Source organism: Streptomyces thermospinosisporus (genome assembly GCF_039526425.1).
Taxonomy (GTDB): Bacteria; Actinomycetota; Actinomycetes; order Streptomycetales; family Streptomycetaceae; genus Streptomyces; species Streptomyces thermocarboxydovorans.
In genome coordinates, this window is the sequence record NZ_BAAAIZ010000042.1 from 76046 (window position 1) to 96235 (window position 20190).

A 20190-nucleotide genomic window follows, 5' to 3' on the forward strand; every position below is an offset into this window, starting at 1 on the left:
CGGCCGGAGCTGGCGCCCGGCCGCCGCGCCCCCGCCCGCCTACCGCTCCGGCGTCGCCTGGCTCCCCGGCAGCCGCCGCGCCGCCCTCGCCGTCGGCCCCACCGGCACCGACCTGACCCTCGACGGCGGCCGCACCTGGCGGACCGTCGGCACCGGCTCCTTCGACACCGTCGACTGCCCGCCCCCGGGCTGCTGGGCGGCGGGGGAGCAGGGCCGGGTCGCCCGTCTGGAGCACTGACCCGCATCCGGTGCCCGTCCGGAGCACTGACGGGCGACTCGATGCCCATGATCCCTCCGGCCTGGGTACCCGATCACGGCACGCCGATCGAAGGGAGCGGACATGCCACGCGGATCCAGCCCGAAACGGGAGCGTCAGTACGAGCACATCAAGGAGAGCGCGAAGAGCCGGGGCGAGAGCACCGAGCGCGCCGAGGAGATCGCCGCGCGGACGGTGAACAAGGAGCGCGCCCGTTCCGGCGAGTCCAGGACCGCCAGCCGCGTCTCGACCGAGGACATGTCCTCCGGCCGGCGTGGCGGCAAGCGATCCGGGAAGGGCTCCCAGGGGCCCACCTACGACCAGCTCTACGAGGAAGCCAGGCGCCGCGGCGTCGAGGGCCGTTCGACCATGAACAAGGGACAGCTGCAGCGGGCGCTCGGCAAGTGAGCGGCCCGGACGCCCGGACGCCGCGAACCCCCGGCGCCGAGCGGGAACCCCCTTCCCGGCGACGGGGGTTCCGCCTGCCGGGACTCCCCGCACACCCCGTAGGGTCGGGGCATCATGACGACGACCGTACCCGTCCCCGACGACTGGCCCGTGACCGAGGAGCAGGCCCGCGCCGTGCAGGACGCGCTGCGCGCCCGCGTGGTGCTCGACGAGGCCGGACCGCCGCCCGGCACCGGGCACGTCACCGGGGTGGACGTGGCCTACGACGACGAACGCGACGTCGTCGCGGCGGCGGCCGTCGTGCTGGACGCGGCGAGCCTGGACGTCGTCGCCGAGGCCACCGCGCTCGGCCGGATCTCCTTCCCGTACGTCCCCGGCCTGCTGGCCTTCCGGGAGATCCCCACCGTGCTCGCCGCCCTCGACGCCCTGCCCTGCCCGCCCGGCCTGGTCGTCTGCGACGGCTACGGCCTCGCCCACCCCCGGCGCTTCGGTCTCGCCGCCCACCTCGGCGTCCTCACCGGCCTGCCCACCATCGGCGTCGCCAAGAACCCCTTCACCTTCACCTACGCCGACCCGGACACTCCACGCGGCAGTTCGGCGCCGCTGCTCGACGGCACCGAGGAGGTGGGCCGGGCGCTGCGCACCCGGGACGGCGTCAAACCGGTCTTCGTCTCGGTCGGCCACCGCATCACCCTGGACGGCGCCTGCGCCCACACCCTCTCCCTGACCCCGTCCCACCGCCTGCCGGAGACCACCCGCCGGGCGGACGCCCTGTGCCGCCGCGCCCTGCGCGAGGCGACCGGGGGCGGCGGCGATCTGAGTACGGCGTCCGAGGCGATCTGAGTACGGCGTCTGAGTAGCCGCGCGGATGTCCGCACCGGCCCTGCCCGGCAGGCTCGGGTGCATGACGACGCACCGTGCATCCAAGCCTTTCGCCGCCCCCAGCCGGACCGTCGAGCGGGGCGTGACCGCCGTGCTGGTCCTCGCCGTCCTCGCCGCGCTCGCCTGGATCGCCGGGATGATCTGCACCCTGGCCGAGTGGCCGGTGTAGGCGCCGCGTCCGGTGCGGGCGCCGCCGGGAGATCGTGTCAGCGGGTCGCGGCGACGCGGAAGCGTATGCCCGCCCGCCTCAGCCGCCCGATCAGCGCGTCGCCCATCGCCACCGCCGTCGTGACCTGCCCGGACGTCGGCGGAAGGTCGTCGAACGCGAGCGACAGCGCGGCCTCGGCGAACATCTTGGCCGTCTCGTCGTAGCCCGGGTCGCCGCCGGAGACCTCCGTGTAGACCCGGCGCCCGCCGCCCTCGCCGACGAACCGCACGGAGAACCAGCTCCTGGCCCGCTTCTCGGCGCTCGGCCCCTCGCCGGGCTGCAGCCGGCCGGACACCAGGCGGCGCAGCGGCGGCACTTGGGCCGCCGCGAACAGTCCGCCCACCACTGCCACTCCGCCCACCGCGACCGGCAGCCGGCGCACCGCCGCGTAGTGGCGGTAGCGGAAGTCGGGTCCGTACCGCTCGAGCGACTTCGCCGAGCGGTGCACGATCTGCGGGTCGATGGTCGGCAGTGGCAGCACCCAGGCATCGACCTCGGGCGCGTAGCGGGGCGCGCCGGCGGGCGCGGCGGCGCGGCGGCCCACCAGCCGGGGCTCGTGCCGGCGCCGGTCCCGGGCCGCCGCCAGCACCTGCCGGTACCGGGCGAACTGGCCCAGCGCGGACGCCAGGGTGCCGCCGGAGATCGTGGCGTTCGCCGAGACGAAGCCGTCCACGGTCAGCGGCACCCCCTCAGGAAGCTGCTGCACCGTGAACCAGACGCCGAGGTCGTGCGGGACCGAGTCGAAGCCGCAGGCGTGCAGCAGCCGGGCCCCCGTCTCGCGGGCGCGGGCGTCGTGCCGGACGTACATCAGGTCCACGAACTCGGGCTCGCCGGTGAGGTCGAGGTAGTCCGCGCCGGTGTCCGCGCAGGCGGCGACGAGTTCCTCGCCGTACTGGACGTAGGGGCCGACGGTGGTGGCCACCACGCGCGCCGATTCGGCGAGGGCGCGCAGCGACGCCGGGTCGGACACCTCCGCCCGCAGCACGTCCGGCCGGTCGGCCCCGGGCAGCCGGTCCCGCAGCCGCTCCAGCTTCTCGGTGCTGCGGCCGGCGAGGGCCCAGCGCAGCCCCTCGGGGGCGTGCGCGGCGAGGTACTCCGCGGTGAGGGTCCCGACGAAGCCGGTGGCTCCGAAGAGCACGAGGTCGTACGGACGGTCCGTCCTGTTCAGCCTGCTCATGACACCCCTTGCTCCAGCAGCCGCGCCGTTGTCGGTGGCCGAGGCTAGCGTGTGGGGTACGGAGCCCGACGACGAGCCCGGAGGAAACCGATGGCCGTGCCCCGGAACGCCCTGAAGAAGTGGGAGAAAGTACGCCAGTACGCCCTCGGGCTGCCGAGCGCCACCGAGGAGCACCCCTGGGGCGAGACCGTCGCCAAGGTCAACAAGAAGGTCTTCGTCTTCCTCGGCGTGGACGACGGCAGTTACCCGCTGGGGGTGACCGTGAAGCTCACGGACGAGACGGCCCACGCCCACGCCCTCAGCTGCCCCGGCGCCGAGCCGGCGGGATACGGACTGGGCAGGTCCGGCTGGGTGAGTATCCCGCTGGAGCCGGCGGGCGCCCCCTCGGCCGAGCTGCTGTGCGACTGGGTGGAGGAGAGCTATCGCATCATCGCGCCGAAACGGCTGACCGCCGAGCTGGACGCACGCTGAACCGGCGCCTCCGGCGGCCCAGAGATCATCCGGCAGCCCGGGCAACATCCGGCGGTCTCCAGACGCCGTCCGGCCGCCCCGGGAGAGTCGTCCGGCGGCCGCGCGGCAAACGGTCCGGGTCCCCGCAACAGCCGCCCGACGTCCGACGACGCGCACTCGACCGGACCGTGACGGCAGGACCGGATCCGGCCACCCGTCGTACAGTGGCTAAGCGCTTGCTCGTCAGGGTCTTGTGCCCGGTGGAACACGTTCTTAGCATCACTGGTGTTACATCGGTTGTGTCACAGCGGGGAGCTCAGGATGACCGAGGCGAAGACGCCGGGGCACGGCCCGCTCACCGGTGTGCGCGTGGTGGAGCTCGCCGGGATCGGGCCCGGACCGTTCGCCGCCATGCTCCTCGCCGACCTCGGCGCCGATGTGGTCCGGGTGGACCGCCCCGGCGGCCCGGCACTCGGAGTCGACCCGGCCCACGACGTCACCAACCGCAACAAGCGCTCCGTGGTCGTCGACCTCAAGGCCCCCGACGGCCCCGCCACCGTCCTGGACCTCGCTGCCCGCGCCGACATCCTCATCGAGGGCTACCGCCCCGGCGTCGCCGAGCGGCTCGGGGTCGGACCCGAGCAGTGTCACGCCCGCAACCCCCGCCTGGTCTACGGCCGGATGACCGGCTGGGGCCAGCACGGCCCGCTCGCCGGCACCGCCGGTCACGACATCGCCTACATCGCCCTCACCGGCACCCTCGGCATGATCGGCGACCCCGACCGCCCCCCGGCGGTCCCCGCCAACCTGCTCGGCGACTTCGCCGGCGGCTCCCTCTACCTGGTCGTCGGCGTACTCGCCGCCCTGCACCACGCGCGCGCCACCGGCACCGGCCAGGTCGTCGACGCCGCCATCGTCGACGGCACCGCCCACCTGTCCGCGATGATCCACGGCATGCTCGCCGCCGGCGCCTGGCAGGACCGGCGCGGCGCCAACCTCCTCGACGGAGGCTGCCCCTACTACGGCACCTACGAGACCGCCGACGGCAGACACATCGCGGTCGGCGCGCTGGAACCGCAGTTCTACGACGAGTTCCTGCGCCTGCTCGGCATCGAGGACCAGCAGGACGCCCGCACCGACGTCACCCGCTGGCCCGCACTGCGCGAGCAGGTCGCCGCCCGCTTCAAGAGCCGCACCCGCGACGAATGGGCCGCCGTCTTCGAGGGCTCCGACGCCTGCGTGGCCCCCGTCCTGTCGCTCGGCGAGGCCCCGCACCACCCGCATCTGGCCGCCCGCGGCACCTTCACCCGGCACGAGGGCATCACCCAGCCGGCCCCGGCACCCCGCTTCTCGGCCACCCCGGCCCGCATCCGCTCCGGCCCCGCCCGGCCCGGCGCCGCCACCGCCGACGTGGCCCGCGACTGGGACGTACCCCGGCTGCTGCCGCCCGCGGCCCCCGACGACCCCCAGCACTCCCAGCCGTCCCGAGACCCTCAGTGAAAGGCCTCCTCGTGAGCACCGAAGCGTACATCTACGACGCGATCCGCACCCCGCGCGGGCGCGGCAAGGCCAACGGCGCCCTGCACGGCACCAAGCCCATCGACCTCGTCGTCGGGCTCATCCACGAGATCCGCGCCCGCTACCCCGACCTGGACCCGGCCGCGATCGACGACATCGTGCTCGGCGTCGTCGGACCCGTCGGCGACCAGGGCTCCGACATCGCCCGCATCGCCGCCATCGCCGCGGGCCTGCCCGACACGGTGGCCGGCGTCCAGGAGAACCGCTTCTGCGCCTCCGGCCTCGAGGCCGTCAACCTGGCCGCAGCCAAGGTGCGTTCGGGCTGGGAGGACCTGGTTCTCGCGGGCGGCGTCGAGTCGATGTCCCGGGTGCCCATGGCCTCCGACGGCGGCGCCTGGTTCAACGACCCGATGACCAACCTGGCCACCAACTTCGTGCCGCAGGGCATCGGCGCCGACCTGATCGCCACCATCGAGGGCTTCTCCCGCCGCGACGTCGACGAGTACGCCGCCCTCTCCCAGGAGCGCGCCGCCGCGGCCTGGAAGGACGGCCGCTTCGACCGCTCCGTCGTCCCGGTCAGGGACCGCAGCGGCCTGGTCGTCCTCGACCACGACGAGCACATGCGGCCCGGCACCACCGCCGACTCCCTGGCCAAGCTCAAGCCGTCCTTCGCCGACATCGGCGAACTCGGCGGCTTCGACGCGGTGGCCCTGCAGAAGTACCACTGGATCGAGAAGATCGACCACGTCCACCACGCGGGCAACTCCTCCGGCATCGTCGACGGCGCCGCCCTCGTCGCCATCGGCTCCCGCGAGGTGGGGGAGCGCTACGGACTGACCCCGCGCGCCCGGATCGTCTCCGCCGCGGTCTCCGGCTCCGAGCCGACCATCATGCTCACCGGCCCCGCGCCCGCCACCCGCAAGGCGCTCGCCAAGGCCGGACTCACCATCGACGACATCGACCTCGTCGAGATCAACGAGGCGTTCGCCGCGGTCGTGCTCCGCTTCGTCAAGGACATGGGCCTGTCCCTGGACAAGGTCAACGTCAACGGCGGCGCCATCGCGCTCGGCCACCCGCTCGGCGCCACCGGCGCGATGATCCTCGGCACCCTCGTCGACGAGCTGGAACGCCAGGACAAGCGCTACGGCCTCGCCACCCTCTGCGTGGGCGGCGGCATGGGCATCGCCACCATCGTCGAGCGCATCTGACCCTCTCCCGACGGACCACGACGGATCACCTGGAGCACACCCTCATGAGCACCGAGTCCACCACCATCCGCTGGGAGCAGGACGACACCGGCGTCGTCACCCTCGTCCTGGACGACCCCGACCAGTCGGCCAACACCATGAACCAGGCCTTCCGCGACTCGCTCGCCGCGATCACGGACCGCCTGGAGGCCGAGCAGGACAGCATCCGCGGCATCATCATCACCTCGGCCAAGAAGACCTTCTTCGCCGGCGGCGACCTGCGCGACCTCATCCGCGTCACCCCGGAGACCGCCCAGCAGCTCTTCGACGGCGGCATGGCCATCAAGCGGCAGCTGCGCCGCATCGAGACCCTCGGCAAGCCGGTCGTCGCCGCCCTCAACGGCGCCGCACTCGGCGGCGGCTACGAGATCGCCCTCGCCTGCCACCACCGCATCGCCCTGGACGCCCCCGGCTCCAAGATCGGCTGCCCCGAGGTCACCCTCGGCCTGCTCCCCGGAGGCGGCGGTGTCGTCCGCACCGTCCGGATGCTCGGCATCACCGACGCCCTGCTGAAGGTCCTCCTCCAGGGCCAGCAGTACAGCCCCCGCCGCGCCCTGGAGAACGGCCTGGTCGACGAGATCGCCGACAGCCGGGAGGACATGCTGGCCAAGGCCCGCGCCTTCATCGACGCCCACCCCGAGTCCGCCCAGCCCTGGGACCGGCCCGGCTACCGCATCCCCGGCGGCACCCCCGCCAACCCGAAGTTCGCGGCCAACCTGCCCGCCTTCCCCGCCAACCTGCGCAAGCAGACCAACGGCGCCCCCTACCCGGCCCCGCGCAACATCCTCGCCGCCGCCGTCGAGGGCGCCCAGGTCGACTTCGAGACCGCCCAGGTCATCGAGGCCCGCTACTTCGTCGAGCTGGCCGCGGGACAGACCTCGAAGAACATGATCCAGGCGTTCTTCTTCGACCTCCAGGCGGTCAACTCCGGCGCCAACCGCCCCCAGGGCATCGAGCCCCGCACGGTCCGCAAGGTCGCCGTTCTCGGCGCCGGCATGATGGGCGCCGGCATCGCCTACTCCTGTGCCCGCGCCGGCATCGACGTCGTCCTCAAGGACGTCTCCCTTGAGGCGGCCGTCAAGGGCAAGGGCTACTCGGAGAAGCTGTGCGCCAAGGCCGTCGCCAAGGGCCGCACCACCCAGGAGAAGGCCGACGCGCTGCTCGCCCGCATCACGCCCACCGCCGAGACCGCCGACCTGGCCGGCTGCGACGCGGTGATCGAGGCGGTCTTCGAGGACACCGCGCTCAAGCACAAGGTCTTCCAGGAGGTGGAGCAGGTCGTCGCCCCGGACGCCCTGCTGTGCTCCAACACCTCCACCCTGCCCATCACCGCCCTCGCCGAAGGCGTCCAGCGGCAGGCCGACTTCATCGGGCTCCACTTCTTCTCGCCCGTCGACAAGATGCCGCTGGTGGAGATCATCAAGGGTGAGCGCACCGGCGACGAGGCGCTGGCGCGCGCCTTCGACCTGGTCCGGCAGATCAACAAGACGCCCATCGTGGTCAACGACTCGCGCGGCTTCTTCACCTCCCGCGTGATCGGCCACTTCATCAACGAGGGCGTCGCCATGGTCGGCGAGGGCATCGAGCCCGCCTCCGTGGAGCAGGCCGCGGCCCAGGCCGGCTACCCGGCCAAGGTGCTCTCCCTGATGGACGAGCTGACCCTGACGCTGCCGCGCAAGATCCGCAACGAGACCAGGCGGGCCGTCGAGGAGGCGGGCGGCACCTGGACCCCGCACCCCGCCGAGGCCGTCATCGACCGCATGGTCGACGAGTTCGGCCGCCCCGGCCGCAGCGGCGGCGCCGGCTTCTACGACTACGACGAGGAGGGCAGGCGCGTCGGCCTCTGGCCCGGACTGCGCGAGCACTTCACCAAGCCCGGGCACCAGATCCCGTTCCGTGACATGCAGGAGCGGATGCTGTTCTCCGAAGCGCTGGACACGGTCCGGCTGCTGGAGGAGGGCGTGCTGACCTCCGTCGCCGACGCCAACATCGGCTCCATCTTCGGCATCGGCTTCCCCGGCTGGACCGGCGGCGTGCTGCAGTACATCAACGGCTACGAGGGCGGCCTGCCCGGCTTCGTGGCCCGGGCGCGCGAGCTGGCCGAACGCTACGGCGAGCGCTTCACCCCGCCGGCGCTGCTGGTGGAGAAGGCGGAGAAGGGCGAGACCTTCACCGACGCCCGCTGAGAGCACGCCCGCTCAGGGCACGCCCGCCGGGAAACGGAGCACGCCCGCAGCGGCCACGCCCGCTCGAGGCTCCGGACGCGACGGGTGGACCCCCTGGCCGCCAGGGGGTTCACCCCTCGTCGTCGAGCCACTGCGCCAGCTCCTCCTTCAGCGACCGCTGGAAGGTGGTGAGCAGCGCCTGCACCACCAGCGGATGCATATGGGCGGACAGCGACTTCACATCCCGCGCGTCCCGCTCCGCGACCGCCTCCCGCAGCAGCCGCGACAGCTCACGGGCCGCCGCGCGCGAGTGCTCGATCAGGACCGCCCGTGCGGTGAGGACCGTCTCCTGCGACAGCGGCACGTCGAGCAGCTCGACGCCCAGCCGCAGCAGCCCGGTGTCGACCCGGAAGCCGTCACCGCTCTCCTCGACGATGTCCAGCGCCACCAGCCGCCGGATCTCCTCGTCGTCCAGCGACCTGCCCGCCCGCCGCTCGAGCTCCTCGCGGGAGAGCGCCTCCGTCGTCTCCGGCGCCCAGGAGGCCACCACCGCACGCTGGATCGCCAGCTCCCGCGCGGTCAGACCGGGCGGGAGCTGCCCCAGATAGCGTTCGATCGCCGCCAGCGTCATGCCCTGACGCTGCAGCTCCTCGATCAGCGCCAGCCGCGCCAGATGCTCACGGCCGTAGCGGCCGACGCGGCGGGGGCCGAGCACCGGCGGGGGCAGCAGCCCCTTGGTGCCGTAGAAGCGCACCGTGCGTACGGTGACACCGGCGCGGGCCGCCAGTTCGTCGATGGTGAGCGTCGGCTCCTCGGCGTCGGTCGTCATATGGGACAGTATCGCTGTCTCACCAGTGCTGTGACACCTCTTCCTGATCAGTGCTGTGGCACCTCTTCGACCTGGCCGATCACGGTGTGACATGTTCCGCGATGTGACATGCGCCATCGCGTGGATCACCGCACATCCGGAAAGGTGCCCCCTTGGTCTGTGCCAAGATCGGGCGCCGGCCGTGGCAATCCGGACAGCCGGGCGCGATCCGCCCGAGCGCACCAGAGAGTGGAACCACCCGTGAGCAAGGACGCCGTGAACACGGCAACGGCCGATGTGCGCCCCGCGCAGGGCCAGGTGCCCGCGGACGCGGGCGACGCCGGTTACAGCAAGGACCTCAAGGCGCGCCACGTCAACATGATCGCCATCGGTGGCGCGATCGGAACCGGCCTCTTCCTCGGAGCCGGCGGCAGACTCCGCGACGCCGGACCCGCCCTGGCGCTGGCCTACCTGGTCGCCGGCGTCTTCGCCTTCTTCGTCGTCCGCGCCCTCGGCGAACTGGTCCTCTACCGGCCCTCGTCGGGATCCTTCGTGTCCTACGCGCGCGAGTTCCTCGGCGAGAAGGGCGCCTACGTCGCCGGCTGGATGTACTTCCTCAACTGGTCGACCACCGGGATTGCGGACATCACCGCGATCGCTCTCTACACCCACTACTGGAGCCTGTTCACCGACATCCCGCAGTGGGTGCTCGCGCTGATCGCGCTCGCAGTGGTGCTGGCCGTGAACCTGATCTCGGTGAAGATCTTCGGCGAGATGGAGTTCTGGTTCGCCATCATCAAGGTCGCCACGCTGGTGGCCTTCATGGTCGTCGGCGTCTTCCTGCTCGCCACCCAGCACGAGGTCGGCGGAGGCACCCCCGGCCTCAACATGATCACCGACAACGGCGGGGTGCTCCCGCACGGAGTGATGCCGGTCGTCCTCGTCATGCAGGGCGTGATCTTCGCCTACGCGGCGCTGGAGCTGGTCGGTGTCGCCGCGGGCGAGACCGCCGAGCCGGAGAAGGTCGTCCCCCGCGCGGTGAACTCCATCATGTGGCGCGTCGGCCTCTTCTACGTCGGCTCCGTCGTCCTGCTGGCCCTGCTGCTGCCCGGCAGCATGTACTCCGCCGACGAGAGCCCCTTCGTCACCGTCCTGTCGAAGATCGGCGTCCCCGCCGCCGGCGACATCATGAATCTGGTCGTGCTCACGGCGGCCATGTCCTCGCTGAACTCCGGCCTGTACTCCACCGGCCGCATCCTGCGCTCCATGGCCATGGCCGGCTCCGCGCCGAAGTTCACCGCCCGCATGAACCGCAGCCAGGTGCCCTACGGCGGCATCCTGCTGACCTGCGCGGTCTGCGTGCTCGGCGTCGGCCTGAACTTCCTGCTGCCGCACCAGGCCTTCGAGATCGTGCTGAACGTCGCCTCGCTCGGCATCATCAGCACCTGGGTGATCATCATGATCTGCCACCTGATCTTCGTCCGCCGCGCCCGCGCCGGCCTGGCCACCCGCCCGTCCTTCCGCCTCCCCGGCAGCCCGGTCACCGAGATCGCCACCATCGCCTTCCTGCTGTCCGTCCTCGGCCTGATGTGGAACGACCCCGAGATCGGCCGGAAGACGCTGCTGCTGGTGCCCGTGATCGCCGTGATGCTGGTCGCCGGCTGGTACGGCGTCCGCCGCCGCGTCGCCCGCGAGACCGACCGCGAACTGGACGGGCTCACCCGGTAGCGCGGCGACGGGCCGGGGCACCCGCTCAGGGTTCGAGCCACTGTCAGTGGCCGGACCTAGGGTGGCGTCATGTCGGGGATCACATATGTCCGGGGTGACGCCACCGTGCCCTCGGTGAAGGGCACCAAGATCATCGCCCATGTCTGCAACGACATCGGCGGCTGGGGCAAGGGCTTCGTCCTCGCGGTGTCCCGCCGGTGGCCCGAACCCGAGTCCGCCTACCGCGCCTGGCACCGCGACCGGGCGTCCAACGACTTCGCCCTGGGCGCCGTCCAGCTGGTCCAGGTCGAGCGCTACGTCTGGGTGGCCAACATGATCGGCCAGCGGGGCACCCGGACCGGCAGCAAGGGCGTCTCCGTCCGCTACGAGGCGATCGACTCCGCCCTCGGCCGGCTCGCCGGGCACGCGGCGCGGCTCGGTGCCTCGGTGCACATGCCGCGCATCGGGTGCGGGCTGGCCGGCGGGAAATGGTCGCGGATCGAGCCGCTGATCACCGAGCGGCTGGTGCGGCGGGGGATACCGGTGACGGTGTACGACCACGGGGACTGACGCCCGGCGGCAGCCGGATGTGCGTCAGCCCCCGCGAGCCGGTGAGCCGGTGGGCCGGTGGGCCGGCGAATCGACGTGTGCGGCGGCGTGTGCCGGTCACGCGCGCCGGGAGGTGTCAGTGCCGGCGGTCGCCGGGAGGTGTCAGTGCCGGCGACCGTGGACGCCGTTGGTCGCCGCGATCTTCTTCCAGGACTTCGGCGGGACCGATGCCTGCCGCTCCGGCGCGAGGGACGCCGAGCGTGCCGCGGCCTGGGACGGCTTCGACGGCTGGTACAGCCAGGTGTCGAAGAGAGCCGCGAGCGGCTTGCCCGACAGCTCCTCGGCATAGCGCCGGAAGTCGGCGACCGTGGCGTTGCCGCCTGCGTACTTCGCGGGCCAGCCCTTCAGCAGCGCGAAGAAGTCCTCGTCACCGACCTCGTTGCGCAGCGCCTGCAGCGCGAGCGCGCCCCGGTCGTAGACGGCGCCGTGGAACTGGTTCTCCGGGCCGGGGTCGCCGGGCTTCACCTTCCAGAACGGGTCGTCGGCCGGGTGCGAGGCGTACACATGGTCGGCGAGCTCCTGGGCCGTGCCCTCGCCCTCGTGCTCCGACCACAGCCACTGGGCGTAGCGGGCGAAGCCCTCGTTGATCCAGATGTCCTTCCAGCCGGCCACCGAGACCAGGTCGCCGTACCACTGGTGGGCCAGCTCGTGCACCACCACGGACACATTGGAGCCGCCCGCGAACTGCCGCGGGCTGTAGAAGGGCCGGGTCTGCGTCTCCAGCGCGTAGCCGGTGTCGGTGTTCGGTACGTAACCCCCGAGCGCGTTGTACGGATACGGGCCGAAATATCCCGCCAGCCAGTCGGCCACCTCGCCGGTGCGCTCCAGGCTCGCCCGGGCCGCGCCCGCGTGTTCACCCAGGTCCTTGCTGTAGGCGTTCAGGACGGGGATGCCGCTCTCGGTCGTGCCCGTGGTGACGTCGAACCGGCCGACGGCGAGAGTGGCGAGATACGTCGCCTGCGGCTTGTCCGACCGCCAGTTGTAGCGGGTCCAGCCCGCCCGTGAACTCGTCGACTGCAGGGTGCCGTTGGAGATGGCCTGGGTGCCGTCCGGCACCTGCACCGACACGTCGTAGGTCGCCTTGTCCAGCGGGTGATCGTTACTGGGAAACCACCACCAGGCCGCCTCGGGCTCGTTCGCCGCCACGCCGCCGTCCGGGGTGCGGTGCCAGCTGGTGAAGCCGTACGCCTTCTGCTGCGAGGGCACGCCCCGGTAGCGGACGACGACGGTGAAGTCCGCGCCCTTGGGCAGGGCGTTCTTCGGTGCGATCCGCAGTTCGTGCTCGCCGGAGGTGCTGAACGAGGCTTTCACACCGTTCACCCTCACTTCGCTCACATCGAGCAGAAAGTCCAGATTGAAGCGGGACAGGTCCTGCTCGGCGCGGACCAGGAGGGTCGCGGTGCCCGCCAGCTCGTCGGTGGCGGGCTGGTACTTCAGCCGCAGGTCGTAGTGGGTGACGTCGTATCCGCCGTTGCCGTAGGCCGGGTAGTAGGGGTCGCCGATGCCCGGCGCGCCGGGGGAGGGGCTCGCGGCCGATGCCGGGATCGCCAGCAGCAGGGTGGCCGAGGCCAGGACTCCGGGCACGAGGATTCTGCGGTGCACTCAGGGCTCCAAGTCGTGGGGGGCAAGGTCCTTTCGGAGCCTATTGACGCCGCTGCCGGTGGGCATGTCCATGGCCGCCGCTGTCACACGATCGCCATTCAGCCGTCATGGAGCGTCGGCGTGAGAGGGGCGTGAGAGGGGCGTGAGAGGGGAGACGAGGGGCAGCCGGAGGCAACCGAGGGGCGGCCGGGGGTGGCTGGGGGGAGAGCAGAGGCAGGAGATGAGGGTGGGGAGACGGGGATGCGGGAGGAGGTAAAGACGTGGAAGACATGTCCTGCTGAGAAGGTGAATTTTGCGCCACACGTGGTAGGGGCATTGCGAGGAGGAGCGCTTTTCTCCCCTCGGTCAGACGAAAGGTGCCGCCTGTGACGCAACACGAACACAGCGACGAGGGACATACGGCCCAGGCTCTGCCGGGGTCGGAAGCGGGGCTGCCCGGTCAGCAGCGCCCCCGGACCGACCGGGTGGTGTTCGGGGTCACCGCGGTGCTCACCCTGGCGTTCGTCGTCTGGGGCGCCGTTGCGACCGACTCCCTCAAGACCGTCTCCGGCAAGGCGCTCAGCGGCCTGATACACAACGGCGGCTGGGCCTTCATGCTGGCGGCCTCCGGGTTCGTGGTCTTCGCGCTCTGGCTCGCGGCGAGCAAGTACGGCCGGATCCACCTCGGTGCGGAGGGCGAGGAGCCGGAGTTCCGCACCGTCTCCTGGATCGCGATGATGTTCAGCGCGGGCATGGGCATCGGCCTGATGTTCTACGGCGTCAGCGAGCCGCTGTCGCACTACGTCACGCCGCCGCCCGGCACCCACCCCGCCGACTCCGGTGAGCGCATGGAGCTGTCCATGGCCACCACCCTGTTCCACTGGACGCTCCACCCGTGGGCCATCTACGCCGTGGTCGGTCTCGCCATCGCCTACAGCACGTTCCGCAGGCGGCGCCGGCAGACCATCAGCGCCGTGTTCACCCCGTTGATCGGGGAGAAGAACGCCAACGGCGTCGGGGGGCGTGTCATCGACATGCTCGCCATCGTCGCCACCGTGTTCGGATCGGCCGCCTCGCTGGGTCTCGGCGCGCTGCAGATCGGCTCCGGTGTGCAGGACGTGGGCTGGATGGACAAGGTCAGCACGGGGCTGCTGGTCGGCATCATCGCCGTGCTGACGGCGGCGTTCGTCGCGTCCGCGGTCTCGGGCGTGGAGAAGGGCATCCAGTGGCTGTCCAACACCAACATGGTGCTGGCGCTGCTGCTCGCCCTGTTCGTGTTCGTGGCCGGGCCGACCATCATCGTGCTGGACCTGCTGCCGACGTCGGTCTTCGCCTACCTGGGGGAGCTGCCGCAGCTCGCCGGGCGCACGGAGGCCAGCGGCGGCGACGGCGTGGCGAGCTGGCTGGGCAGCTGGACCGTCTTCTACTGGGCCTGGTGGATCTCGTGGACGCCGTTCGTCGGTATGTTCATCGCCCGCATCAGCCGCGGGCGCACGATCCGGCAGTTCATCGGCGGGGTCATCCTGGTGCCGAGCACAGTCAGCCTGGTGTGGTTCGCGATCTTCGGCGGCTCGGCGATGAAGCTGCAGGAGCAGAACCGGCTGGGTGACGAGTCGACGCCGGAGGGCCGGCTCTTCGCAGTGCTGCGGGAGTTCCCGATCGCCACGGTCACCTCCCTGCTGGTGATGATCCTGGTGGGCATCTTCTTCGTGTCCGGTGCGGACGCGGCGTCCATCGTGATGGGCACGCTGTCGCAGAAGGGCGCGCTGGAGCCCTCGAAACTGGTCGTCGTCTTCTGGGGCGTGGTCACCGGTGCGGTGGCCGCGATCATGCTGCTCGTCGGCAGAGGGCAGGGGGATGCCCTGACGGGCCTGCAGAACCTGACGATCCTCGCGGCGGCGCCGTTCGTCGTCGTCATGGTCCTGATGTGCGTGGCTCTCATGCGAGACCTGCGCCGGGACCCGGTCATCGTGCGCGACCGCATGGGCTCGGAGGCGGTGGACCTGGCCGTCATCGAGGGCCACAAGAAGTACGACGGCGAGTTCGAGCTGCGCATCGGCCCCGGCCGGGGCCCGGACGTGGAGGGCGACCCGCTCGGCAAGCACTGAGCTCGCTGACGCGAGGTTCGCGGTGGGTCGGGGGCGCGGCGGCGGGACGAAGGACGCCGCAGTCGCGCCCCTCCGCCCGCTGCCCCAGTCCCCGGCGTGGGGCTCTGGTAAGCGGCGCCCTCCGCCCCACCACCACACCCCCTCACGCCGTCGCCAAGTCAGCTGCCTGCTCCGCACAACCCCACGCCACCGTGATCCCGGCCCCACCGTGACCGTAGTTGTGCACCAACCGGCGCCCGTCAGCGAACTGCCCCTGCTCCAGCCGCACCGCGTCCCGCACCGGCCGCAGGCCAACCCGGTGCTCCAGCACCCGCGCCCGCCCGATCTCCGGCCGCAACGCCGCACACCTGCGCACAATCCCCTCCGCCACAGCCGCATCCGGCTCCAGAGACCACGCGTCCTCCTCCGCCGTCCCCCCGAGAATCAACCTCCCCGGCTGCGGAAAGAAGTACGTCGACTCACTCCCCGCCGTATCACCCACCATCCACTCACGGATCCCGGGGTTCTCCACGACGACCAACTGCCCCCGCACCGGCCGCACCGACGCATCCGGCACCAGCTCCCGCGCCCCCAGCCCCGCACAGTTGACGACAACCGGCGCCTCGGCCTCCTCCAGCCTCTTCACCTCCCGCTCCTCGATCACCCCACCCGCCGCGATCAACCGCTCCCGCAGCCAGGGCAGATGAGCCGACATGTCGATGAGCGGCAACCGCAGCCACACCCCGTCCCCCTGCGGATACTCCTCGGCAGTCGCCCGCCGCACATCCGCCAGCCGCCCCCCGGCCCACGCACCGACCTCCTCCGGCCGGACCCCGCCCAGCACCCCGCCGACCATCCGCACACCGGTGCTCCCGGGCCGCCCCGCCAGCTCCTCGTACACCGCCAGCGACCGCAGGGCCCATGCCCGCGCCGCCTCCACCGGCTCGATCCGGTACGGCCACCACAGCGCCCCGGCCACCGCGGACGTCGTCCGCTCGGCCGGGTCCCGCGTCCACAGCCGTACCCGGCGGCCCCGCTCGGCCAGGACCACCGCCGTGGTCAGCCCGATCACTCCGCCGCCGACAACGAGCACATCGCAGTCCGGATCAGTCCTCATCGCATCCCTCATCGAAAGCGACGCTAGCCGAATGTGGCAGGACGTGCTCTGGAGCGGCCCGTGCAGGGAATACTCACTCCATGTCTGCCGAGTACACGACCTTCGGCCTGGCACCGGCGATGAGACCCGGTGGAGTCCTCGCCAACGGTGACTACCAAGTCCACCGGGACTTCGTCGATTTCGTCGTGGACGGATGCCCTCTGCTCTTCCAGCTCTCCGACCTGGACGCGGTGTCCCCGCTCGCCTCGGACGTGCCGCCGGCCATCTTCACCGCCCAGGTCCGCAGCCTGCTGCTGGAGACCGAGGCACCACTGCCCGCCGGGCGGTACATCGTCTACGGCTGCCCCGAGTGCGCGGACCTCGCCTGCGGCGCGGTGACCGCCGTCATCGAACGGGACGGCGAGGACTTCATCTGGCGCGACTTCGCCTGGCAGACGGACGAACACGCCGACCTGGAGCTCAACGGCTACCACGGAATAGGCCCGTTCCGCTTCCGCGGCACCGAGTACCGCGCGGCCCTCGCCTCCCTCCTCGAAGCCGATCGCGAGGGGACCGGGCCCGGCGAACGCCGCCGCGTCCTCCTCATCGGAGCCCGTGTCGCCCTGCTCGCCAAGCTCGCCGCGGCGCTGCGCACCATCGGCATCGGCGCCGACATCGCCCAGGACGCGGACGGCGTACCGGCGGGGGAGCTGCGCGGCTACGGCGCGGTCGTCTTCGGCCGCTCGGTGCCGGACGCGCAACGCACCGCCGTGCGCGAGGCGTTCACCGCGGCCGGCCTCGAGGTGCCCTTCGTCGAGGCCTTCGCCCCGATCGTGCCGCTGCTCGTCGCCCAGACCGAACACGCCCTGGACAACAGGCCGCTGGAACAACGCCGCCTCACCGCCCTCACCTCCACCGAGGGAGCGGCCGAGCTCGACGTCACCTCCTCCTGCCGGGTGACCCTCACCGCCTACCGCATCGACCGCCTCTCCCGCACCCACACCCACGACGTCTTCGACGCCATCCTCCCCCCGGGCCACCACCGAATCCTCATAGACCCCAAGGCCCTGAAAGGCACCGCCTACTTGGTAGCCCGCACAGCCGGCACAGTCCTCACCGCCCCCGCCAACCATTGAGCAACACACGTAGCTGCGGGTATGCGTGCCGCCTGGGGCGATAGGGGTCCCCCCGCTCGAGCGAAGTCGAGAGTGGGGGAGGGTGGGCGCAGCGGTACCCCGCCAGCGCCGGTGAGCGACCCACCCCGGCCAGCACAAACAAGCCGGGCCTGGAAATCCACCGCATCGCAGCAGCTCCCCAGACCCGGCTACTTCACTCAGCTCAGCTGAGCCGTGCCCCTACTTCAGCAACCCGGCCCGCCGCAGAGCATCCGCCATCGCACTGTTCTCCGGCACCGCCTGCCGCGACCCGGAACCACGACCGTCCCGCCCCTGCCGCTGCTGCGGCGGACGACCACCCCGCTGGCGCCGCTCCCCGCCGCTACCAGGTTGCCCGCCCCGCGAGGACACCTCATCGTCCAGCCGCAACGTCAGCGAGATCCGCTTGCGCGGAATGTCCACGTCCATGACCTTCACCTTGACGATGTCGCCCGGCTTGACCACGTCCCGCGGATCCTTCACGAACGACTTCGACATCGCGGAGACATGCACCAGACCGTCCTGATGCACACCGACATCCACAAAGGCACCGAACGCGGCGACATTCGTCACCACACCCTCCAGCACCATCCCCGGCGCCAGGTCGGAGATCTTCTCCACACCCTCCTTGAAGGCAGCCGTCTTGAACGCGGGACGCGGGTCCCGTCCCGGCTTCTCCAGCTCCTTCAGAATGTCGGTGACGGTCGGCAGACCGAACGTCTCGTCCACGAAGTCCTGCGGCTTCAGCGAGCGCAGCACCGCCGTGTTGCCGATCAGCGAGGCGACCTCCTGCCCGGTGGTCTTCACCATGCGGCGCACGACCGGATACGCCTCGGGGTGCACGCTGGACGCGTCCAGCGGGTCGTCCCCGCCGCGGATCCGCAGGAAGCCCGCGCACTGCTCGAACGCCTTCGGACCGAGCCGCGGCACCTTCTTCAGCTGGGAGCGCGAGGTGAACGGTCCGTTGGCGTCGCGGTGCGCCACGATGTTCTCCGCGAGGCCCGAGGTGATGCCGGAGACCCGGGCGAGCAGCGGTGCCGACGCGGTGTTGACGTCCACGCCCACGGCGTTCACACAGTCCTCCACCACCGCGTCCAGGGAACGCGACAGCTTCACCTCGGACAGGTCGTGCTGGTACTGGCCGACGCCGATGGACTTGGGGTCGATCTTCACCAGCTCGGCCAGCGGGTCCTGCAGCCGGCGCGCGATGGACACCGCGCCGCGCAGCGACACGTCCAGGTCCGGCAGTTCCTGCGAGGCGAACGCGGAGGCGGAGTACACCGAGGCTCCCGCCTCGGACACCATCACCTTGGTCAGCTTCAGCTCGGGATGCCTGGCGATCAGCTCACCGGCGAGCTTGTCGGTCTCCCGGGAGGCCGTGCCGTTGCCGATGGCGATCAGCTCGACCGCGTGCTCCTTCGCCAGCCGGGCGAGCTTGGCGATCGCCTCGTCCCAGCGGTTGGCGGGCACATGCGGATGGATGACGTCCGTGGCGACGACCTTGCCGGTCGCGTCGACCACGGCGACCTTCACACCCGTGCGGTAGCCGGGGTCCAGGCCGATGGTGGCGCGGGTGCCGGCCGGAGCGGCGAGCAGCAGGTCGCGCAGATTGGCCGCGAAGACCCGCACCGCCTCGTCCTCGGCGGCGGTGCGCAGCCGCAGCCTGAGGTCGAGGCCGAGATGGGTGAGGATACGGGTGCGCCAGGCCCAGCGGACCGCGTCCAGCAGCCACTTGTCGGCCGGACGGCCCCGGTCGGCGATCCCGAACCGGTTCGCGATGATCCCCTCGTACGAGGACGGGCCCTCCGTGGGCTCCTCCGGCTCCAGGGTGAGGTCGAGGATCTCCTCCTTCTCACCGCGCAGCATCGCCAGGATGCGGTGCGAGGGCAGCTCGGTGAACGGCTCGGCGAAGTCGAAGTAGTCGGCGAACTTGGCGCCCGCCTCCTCCTTGCCCTCGCGCACCTTCGACGCCAGGCGGCCGCGCACCCACATCCGTTCGCGCAGCTCGCCGATCAGGTCGGCGTCCTCCGAGAACCGCTCGGTGAGGATGGCACGTGCGCCGTCCAGCGCGGCCTGCGGGTCGGCGACGCCCTTGCCGGCGTCGACGAACGCGGCGGCAGCGGCGAGGGGCTCCACGCCGGGGTCGGCGAGCAGCCCCTCCGCCAGCGGCTCCAGTCCCGCCTCGCGGGCGATCTGGGCCTTGGTGCGCCGCTTGGGCTTGAACGGCAGGTAGATGTCCTCCAGGCGCGCCTTGGTCTCCGCGCTCCGGATCCGTGCCTCGAGCTCTTCGGTGAGCTTGCCCTGCTCCCGCACCGAGTCGAGGATCGCCGCCCGGCGTTCCTCCAGCTCCCGCAGATAGCGCAACCGCTCCTCGATCGTGCGCAGCTGCGCATCGTCGAGCATCTCGGTCGCTTCCTTGCGGTAGCGAGCGATGAAGGGCACCGTCGAGCCGCCGTCGAGCAGCTCCACGGCGGCCTTGACCTGCCGCTCCCGTACGCCGAGCTCCTCGGCGATCCTGCCTTCGATGGACCCTGCTGCTGGGGACCCGGGTGTCGTCACGATCCCGTACCGCCTTCTTCCACTGAGGTTGCGCGGCAATTGTGGCAGGTGACGGCGACAATCGGGGATCAGGGCACGGACGCGCCGGGATCGGTTCGGGCCGCCGTCACACCCGGCGGCTGCGCGTGCTGGACGAGGCCCCGCCGAACAGCCGGGCCAGCGCCCGGAAGGGGAGGGTCACGACGGTGGCGATGGCGCCGCCGATCTGGCGGAGAACGTCTGCGATGGCACGGAACACGTGCTTTCCTTTCGTCTGCTGCGGTCGGACGAAGATGCGG

At 71.6% G+C, this 20190-nt stretch carries 17 protein-coding genes and 1 pseudogene; 12 read left to right on the forward strand and 6 right to left on the reverse strand.

Annotation, left to right across the window (positions count from 1 at the left end):
• The 4 genes and pseudogenes from ABD207_RS16480 to mmpA all read left to right on the forward strand — a co-directional run.
• Positions 1-238: pseudogene (locus ABD207_RS16480) on the forward strand (oxidoreductase); the annotation flags it as partial.
• Positions 239-340: 102 nt separating this feature from the next.
• On the forward strand, positions 341-664 hold the full coding sequence (locus tag ABD207_RS16485) for a plasmid stabilization protein (protein WP_344013727.1): 324 nt from the start codon (positions 341-343) through the stop codon (positions 662-664).
• Between the two features lie 114 nt (positions 665-778).
• Complete coding sequence (locus ABD207_RS16490) at positions 779-1507, forward strand: endonuclease V (RefSeq protein ID WP_344013729.1); 729 nt, start codon at positions 779-781, stop codon at positions 1505-1507.
• A gap of 61 nt (positions 1508-1568) precedes the next feature.
• Positions 1569-1715 (forward strand): morphogenic membrane protein MmpA, encoded by a 147-nt coding sequence (gene mmpA, locus ABD207_RS16495; protein ID WP_344013731.1) that lies wholly within the window; start codon positions 1569-1571, stop codon positions 1713-1715.
• Between the two features lie 37 nt (positions 1716-1752).
• On the opposite strand, the gene ABD207_RS16500 is transcribed toward mmpA, so the two are convergent.
• Complete coding sequence (locus tag ABD207_RS16500; RefSeq protein ID WP_344013733.1) at positions 1753-2931, reverse strand: saccharopine dehydrogenase family protein; 1179 nt, start codon at positions 2929-2931, stop codon at positions 1753-1755.
• A 90-nt stretch (positions 2932-3021) separates the two neighbouring features.
• Here ABD207_RS16500 and ABD207_RS16505 point away from each other — a divergent pair, with 90 nt between their 5' ends.
• The 4 genes from ABD207_RS16505 to ABD207_RS16520 all read left to right on the forward strand — a co-directional run bounded on the left by ABD207_RS16505 (position 3022) and on the right by ABD207_RS16520 (position 8332).
• Positions 3022-3402, forward strand: coding sequence for an MmcQ/YjbR family DNA-binding protein (locus ABD207_RS16505; RefSeq protein ID WP_344013734.1), 381 nt, complete (start codon positions 3022-3024; stop codon positions 3400-3402).
• A 300-nt stretch (positions 3403-3702) separates the two neighbouring features.
• Positions 3703-4881, forward strand: a complete 1179-nt coding sequence (locus ABD207_RS16510) for a CaiB/BaiF CoA transferase family protein (protein WP_344013735.1) — start codon at positions 3703-3705, stop codon at positions 4879-4881.
• An 11-nt stretch (positions 4882-4892) separates the two neighbouring features.
• On the forward strand, positions 4893-6107 hold the full coding sequence (locus ABD207_RS16515; protein ID WP_344013737.1) for an acetyl-CoA C-acetyltransferase: 1215 nt from the start codon (positions 4893-4895) through the stop codon (positions 6105-6107).
• A 44-nt stretch (positions 6108-6151) separates the two neighbouring features.
• Complete coding sequence (locus ABD207_RS16520) at positions 6152-8332, forward strand: 3-hydroxyacyl-CoA dehydrogenase NAD-binding domain-containing protein (RefSeq protein WP_344013739.1); 2181 nt, start codon at positions 6152-6154, stop codon at positions 8330-8332.
• 109 nt (positions 8333-8441) lie between these two features.
• Here ABD207_RS16520 and ABD207_RS16525 read toward each other — a convergent pair whose 3' ends face one another.
• Positions 8442-9140 (reverse strand): MerR family transcriptional regulator, encoded by a 699-nt coding sequence (locus tag ABD207_RS16525; protein ID WP_344013740.1) that lies wholly within the window; start codon positions 9138-9140, stop codon positions 8442-8444.
• A gap of 240 nt (positions 9141-9380) precedes the next feature.
• Between ABD207_RS16525 and ABD207_RS16530 the strand changes: the two genes are divergently transcribed.
• Both ABD207_RS16530 and ABD207_RS16535 read left to right on the forward strand, forming a co-directional pair.
• Entirely contained in the window at positions 9381-10847 is a 1467-nt protein-coding gene (locus ABD207_RS16530) for an amino acid permease (protein WP_344013741.1), read from the forward strand.
• A 69-nt stretch (positions 10848-10916) separates the two neighbouring features.
• Positions 10917-11396, forward strand: a complete 480-nt coding sequence (locus ABD207_RS16535) for a macro domain-containing protein (protein WP_344013742.1) — start codon at positions 10917-10919, stop codon at positions 11394-11396.
• A 141-nt stretch (positions 11397-11537) separates the two neighbouring features.
• Here the strand turns inward: ABD207_RS16535 and ABD207_RS16540 are convergent, their stop codons facing one another.
• On the reverse strand, positions 11538-13037 hold the full coding sequence (locus tag ABD207_RS16540; RefSeq protein WP_344013743.1) for a M1 family metallopeptidase: 1500 nt from the start codon (positions 13035-13037) through the stop codon (positions 11538-11540).
• A gap of 365 nt (positions 13038-13402) precedes the next feature.
• Here ABD207_RS16540 and ABD207_RS16545 point away from each other — a divergent pair, with 365 nt between their 5' ends.
• Positions 13403-15124 carry a BCCT family transporter gene (locus tag ABD207_RS16545; RefSeq protein ID WP_344013745.1) on the forward strand — a complete coding sequence of 574 codons (1722 nt, stop codon included), beginning with the start codon at positions 13403-13405 and terminating at the stop codon, positions 15122-15124.
• Positions 15125-15266: 142 nt separating this feature from the next.
• Here the strand turns inward: ABD207_RS16545 and ABD207_RS16550 are convergent, their stop codons facing one another.
• Positions 15267-16220 carry an FAD-dependent oxidoreductase gene (locus ABD207_RS16550; protein ID WP_344013746.1) on the reverse strand — a complete coding sequence of 318 codons (954 nt, stop codon included), beginning with the start codon at positions 16218-16220 and terminating at the stop codon, positions 15267-15269.
• An 80-nt stretch (positions 16221-16300) separates the two neighbouring features.
• Here ABD207_RS16550 and ABD207_RS16555 point away from each other — a divergent pair, with 80 nt between their 5' ends.
• The gene (locus ABD207_RS16555; protein WP_344013748.1) at positions 16301-17335 is read left to right on the forward strand and encodes an oxidoreductase; all 1035 of its coding nucleotides are present in this window, start codon (positions 16301-16303) and stop codon (positions 17333-17335) included.
• 219 nt (positions 17336-17554) lie between these two features.
• Here the strand turns inward: ABD207_RS16555 and ABD207_RS16560 are convergent, their stop codons facing one another.
• Both ABD207_RS16560 and ABD207_RS16565 read right to left on the reverse strand, forming a co-directional pair.
• Positions 17555-19912, reverse strand: coding sequence for a Tex family protein (locus ABD207_RS16560; RefSeq protein WP_344013750.1), 2358 nt, complete (start codon positions 19910-19912; stop codon positions 17555-17557).
• A gap of 106 nt (positions 19913-20018) precedes the next feature.
• Positions 20019-20150, reverse strand: a complete 132-nt coding sequence (locus ABD207_RS16565) for an LPFR motif small protein (RefSeq protein ID WP_010042827.1) — start codon at positions 20148-20150, stop codon at positions 20019-20021.
• Positions 20151-20190: the final 40 nt, after the last annotated feature.

What these genes read in the sequence shown, in the direction of transcription:
- ABD207_RS16485 (WP_344013727.1), top strand. Translation starts at nt 341, where the DNA reads ATGCCACGCGGATCCAGCCCGAAACGGGAGCGTCAGTACGAGCACATC.
- ABD207_RS16490 (WP_344013729.1), top strand. Translation starts at nt 779, where the DNA reads ATGACGACGACCGTACCCGTCCCCGACGACTGGCCCGTGACCGAGGAG.
- mmpA (WP_344013731.1), top strand. Translation starts at nt 1,569, where the DNA reads ATGACGACGCACCGTGCATCCAAGCCTTTCGCCGCCCCCAGCCGGACC.
- ABD207_RS16500 (WP_344013733.1), bottom strand. Translation starts at nt 2,931, where the DNA reads ATGAGCAGGCTGAACAGGACGGACCGTCCGTACGACCTCGTGCTCTTC.
- ABD207_RS16505 (WP_344013734.1), top strand. Translation starts at nt 3,022, where the DNA reads ATGGCCGTGCCCCGGAACGCCCTGAAGAAGTGGGAGAAAGTACGCCAG.
- ABD207_RS16510 (WP_344013735.1), top strand. Translation starts at nt 3,703, where the DNA reads ATGACCGAGGCGAAGACGCCGGGGCACGGCCCGCTCACCGGTGTGCGC.
- ABD207_RS16520 (WP_344013739.1), top strand. Translation starts at nt 6,152, where the DNA reads ATGAGCACCGAGTCCACCACCATCCGCTGGGAGCAGGACGACACCGGC.
- ABD207_RS16525 (WP_344013740.1), bottom strand. Translation starts at nt 9,140, where the DNA reads ATGACGACCGACGCCGAGGAGCCGACGCTCACCATCGACGAACTGGCG.
- ABD207_RS16535 (WP_344013742.1), top strand. Translation starts at nt 10,917, where the DNA reads ATGTCGGGGATCACATATGTCCGGGGTGACGCCACCGTGCCCTCGGTG.
- ABD207_RS16550 (WP_344013746.1), bottom strand. Translation starts at nt 16,220, where the DNA reads ATGAGGACTGATCCGGACTGCGATGTGCTCGTTGTCGGCGGCGGAGTG.
- ABD207_RS16555 (WP_344013748.1), top strand. Translation starts at nt 16,301, where the DNA reads ATGTCTGCCGAGTACACGACCTTCGGCCTGGCACCGGCGATGAGACCC.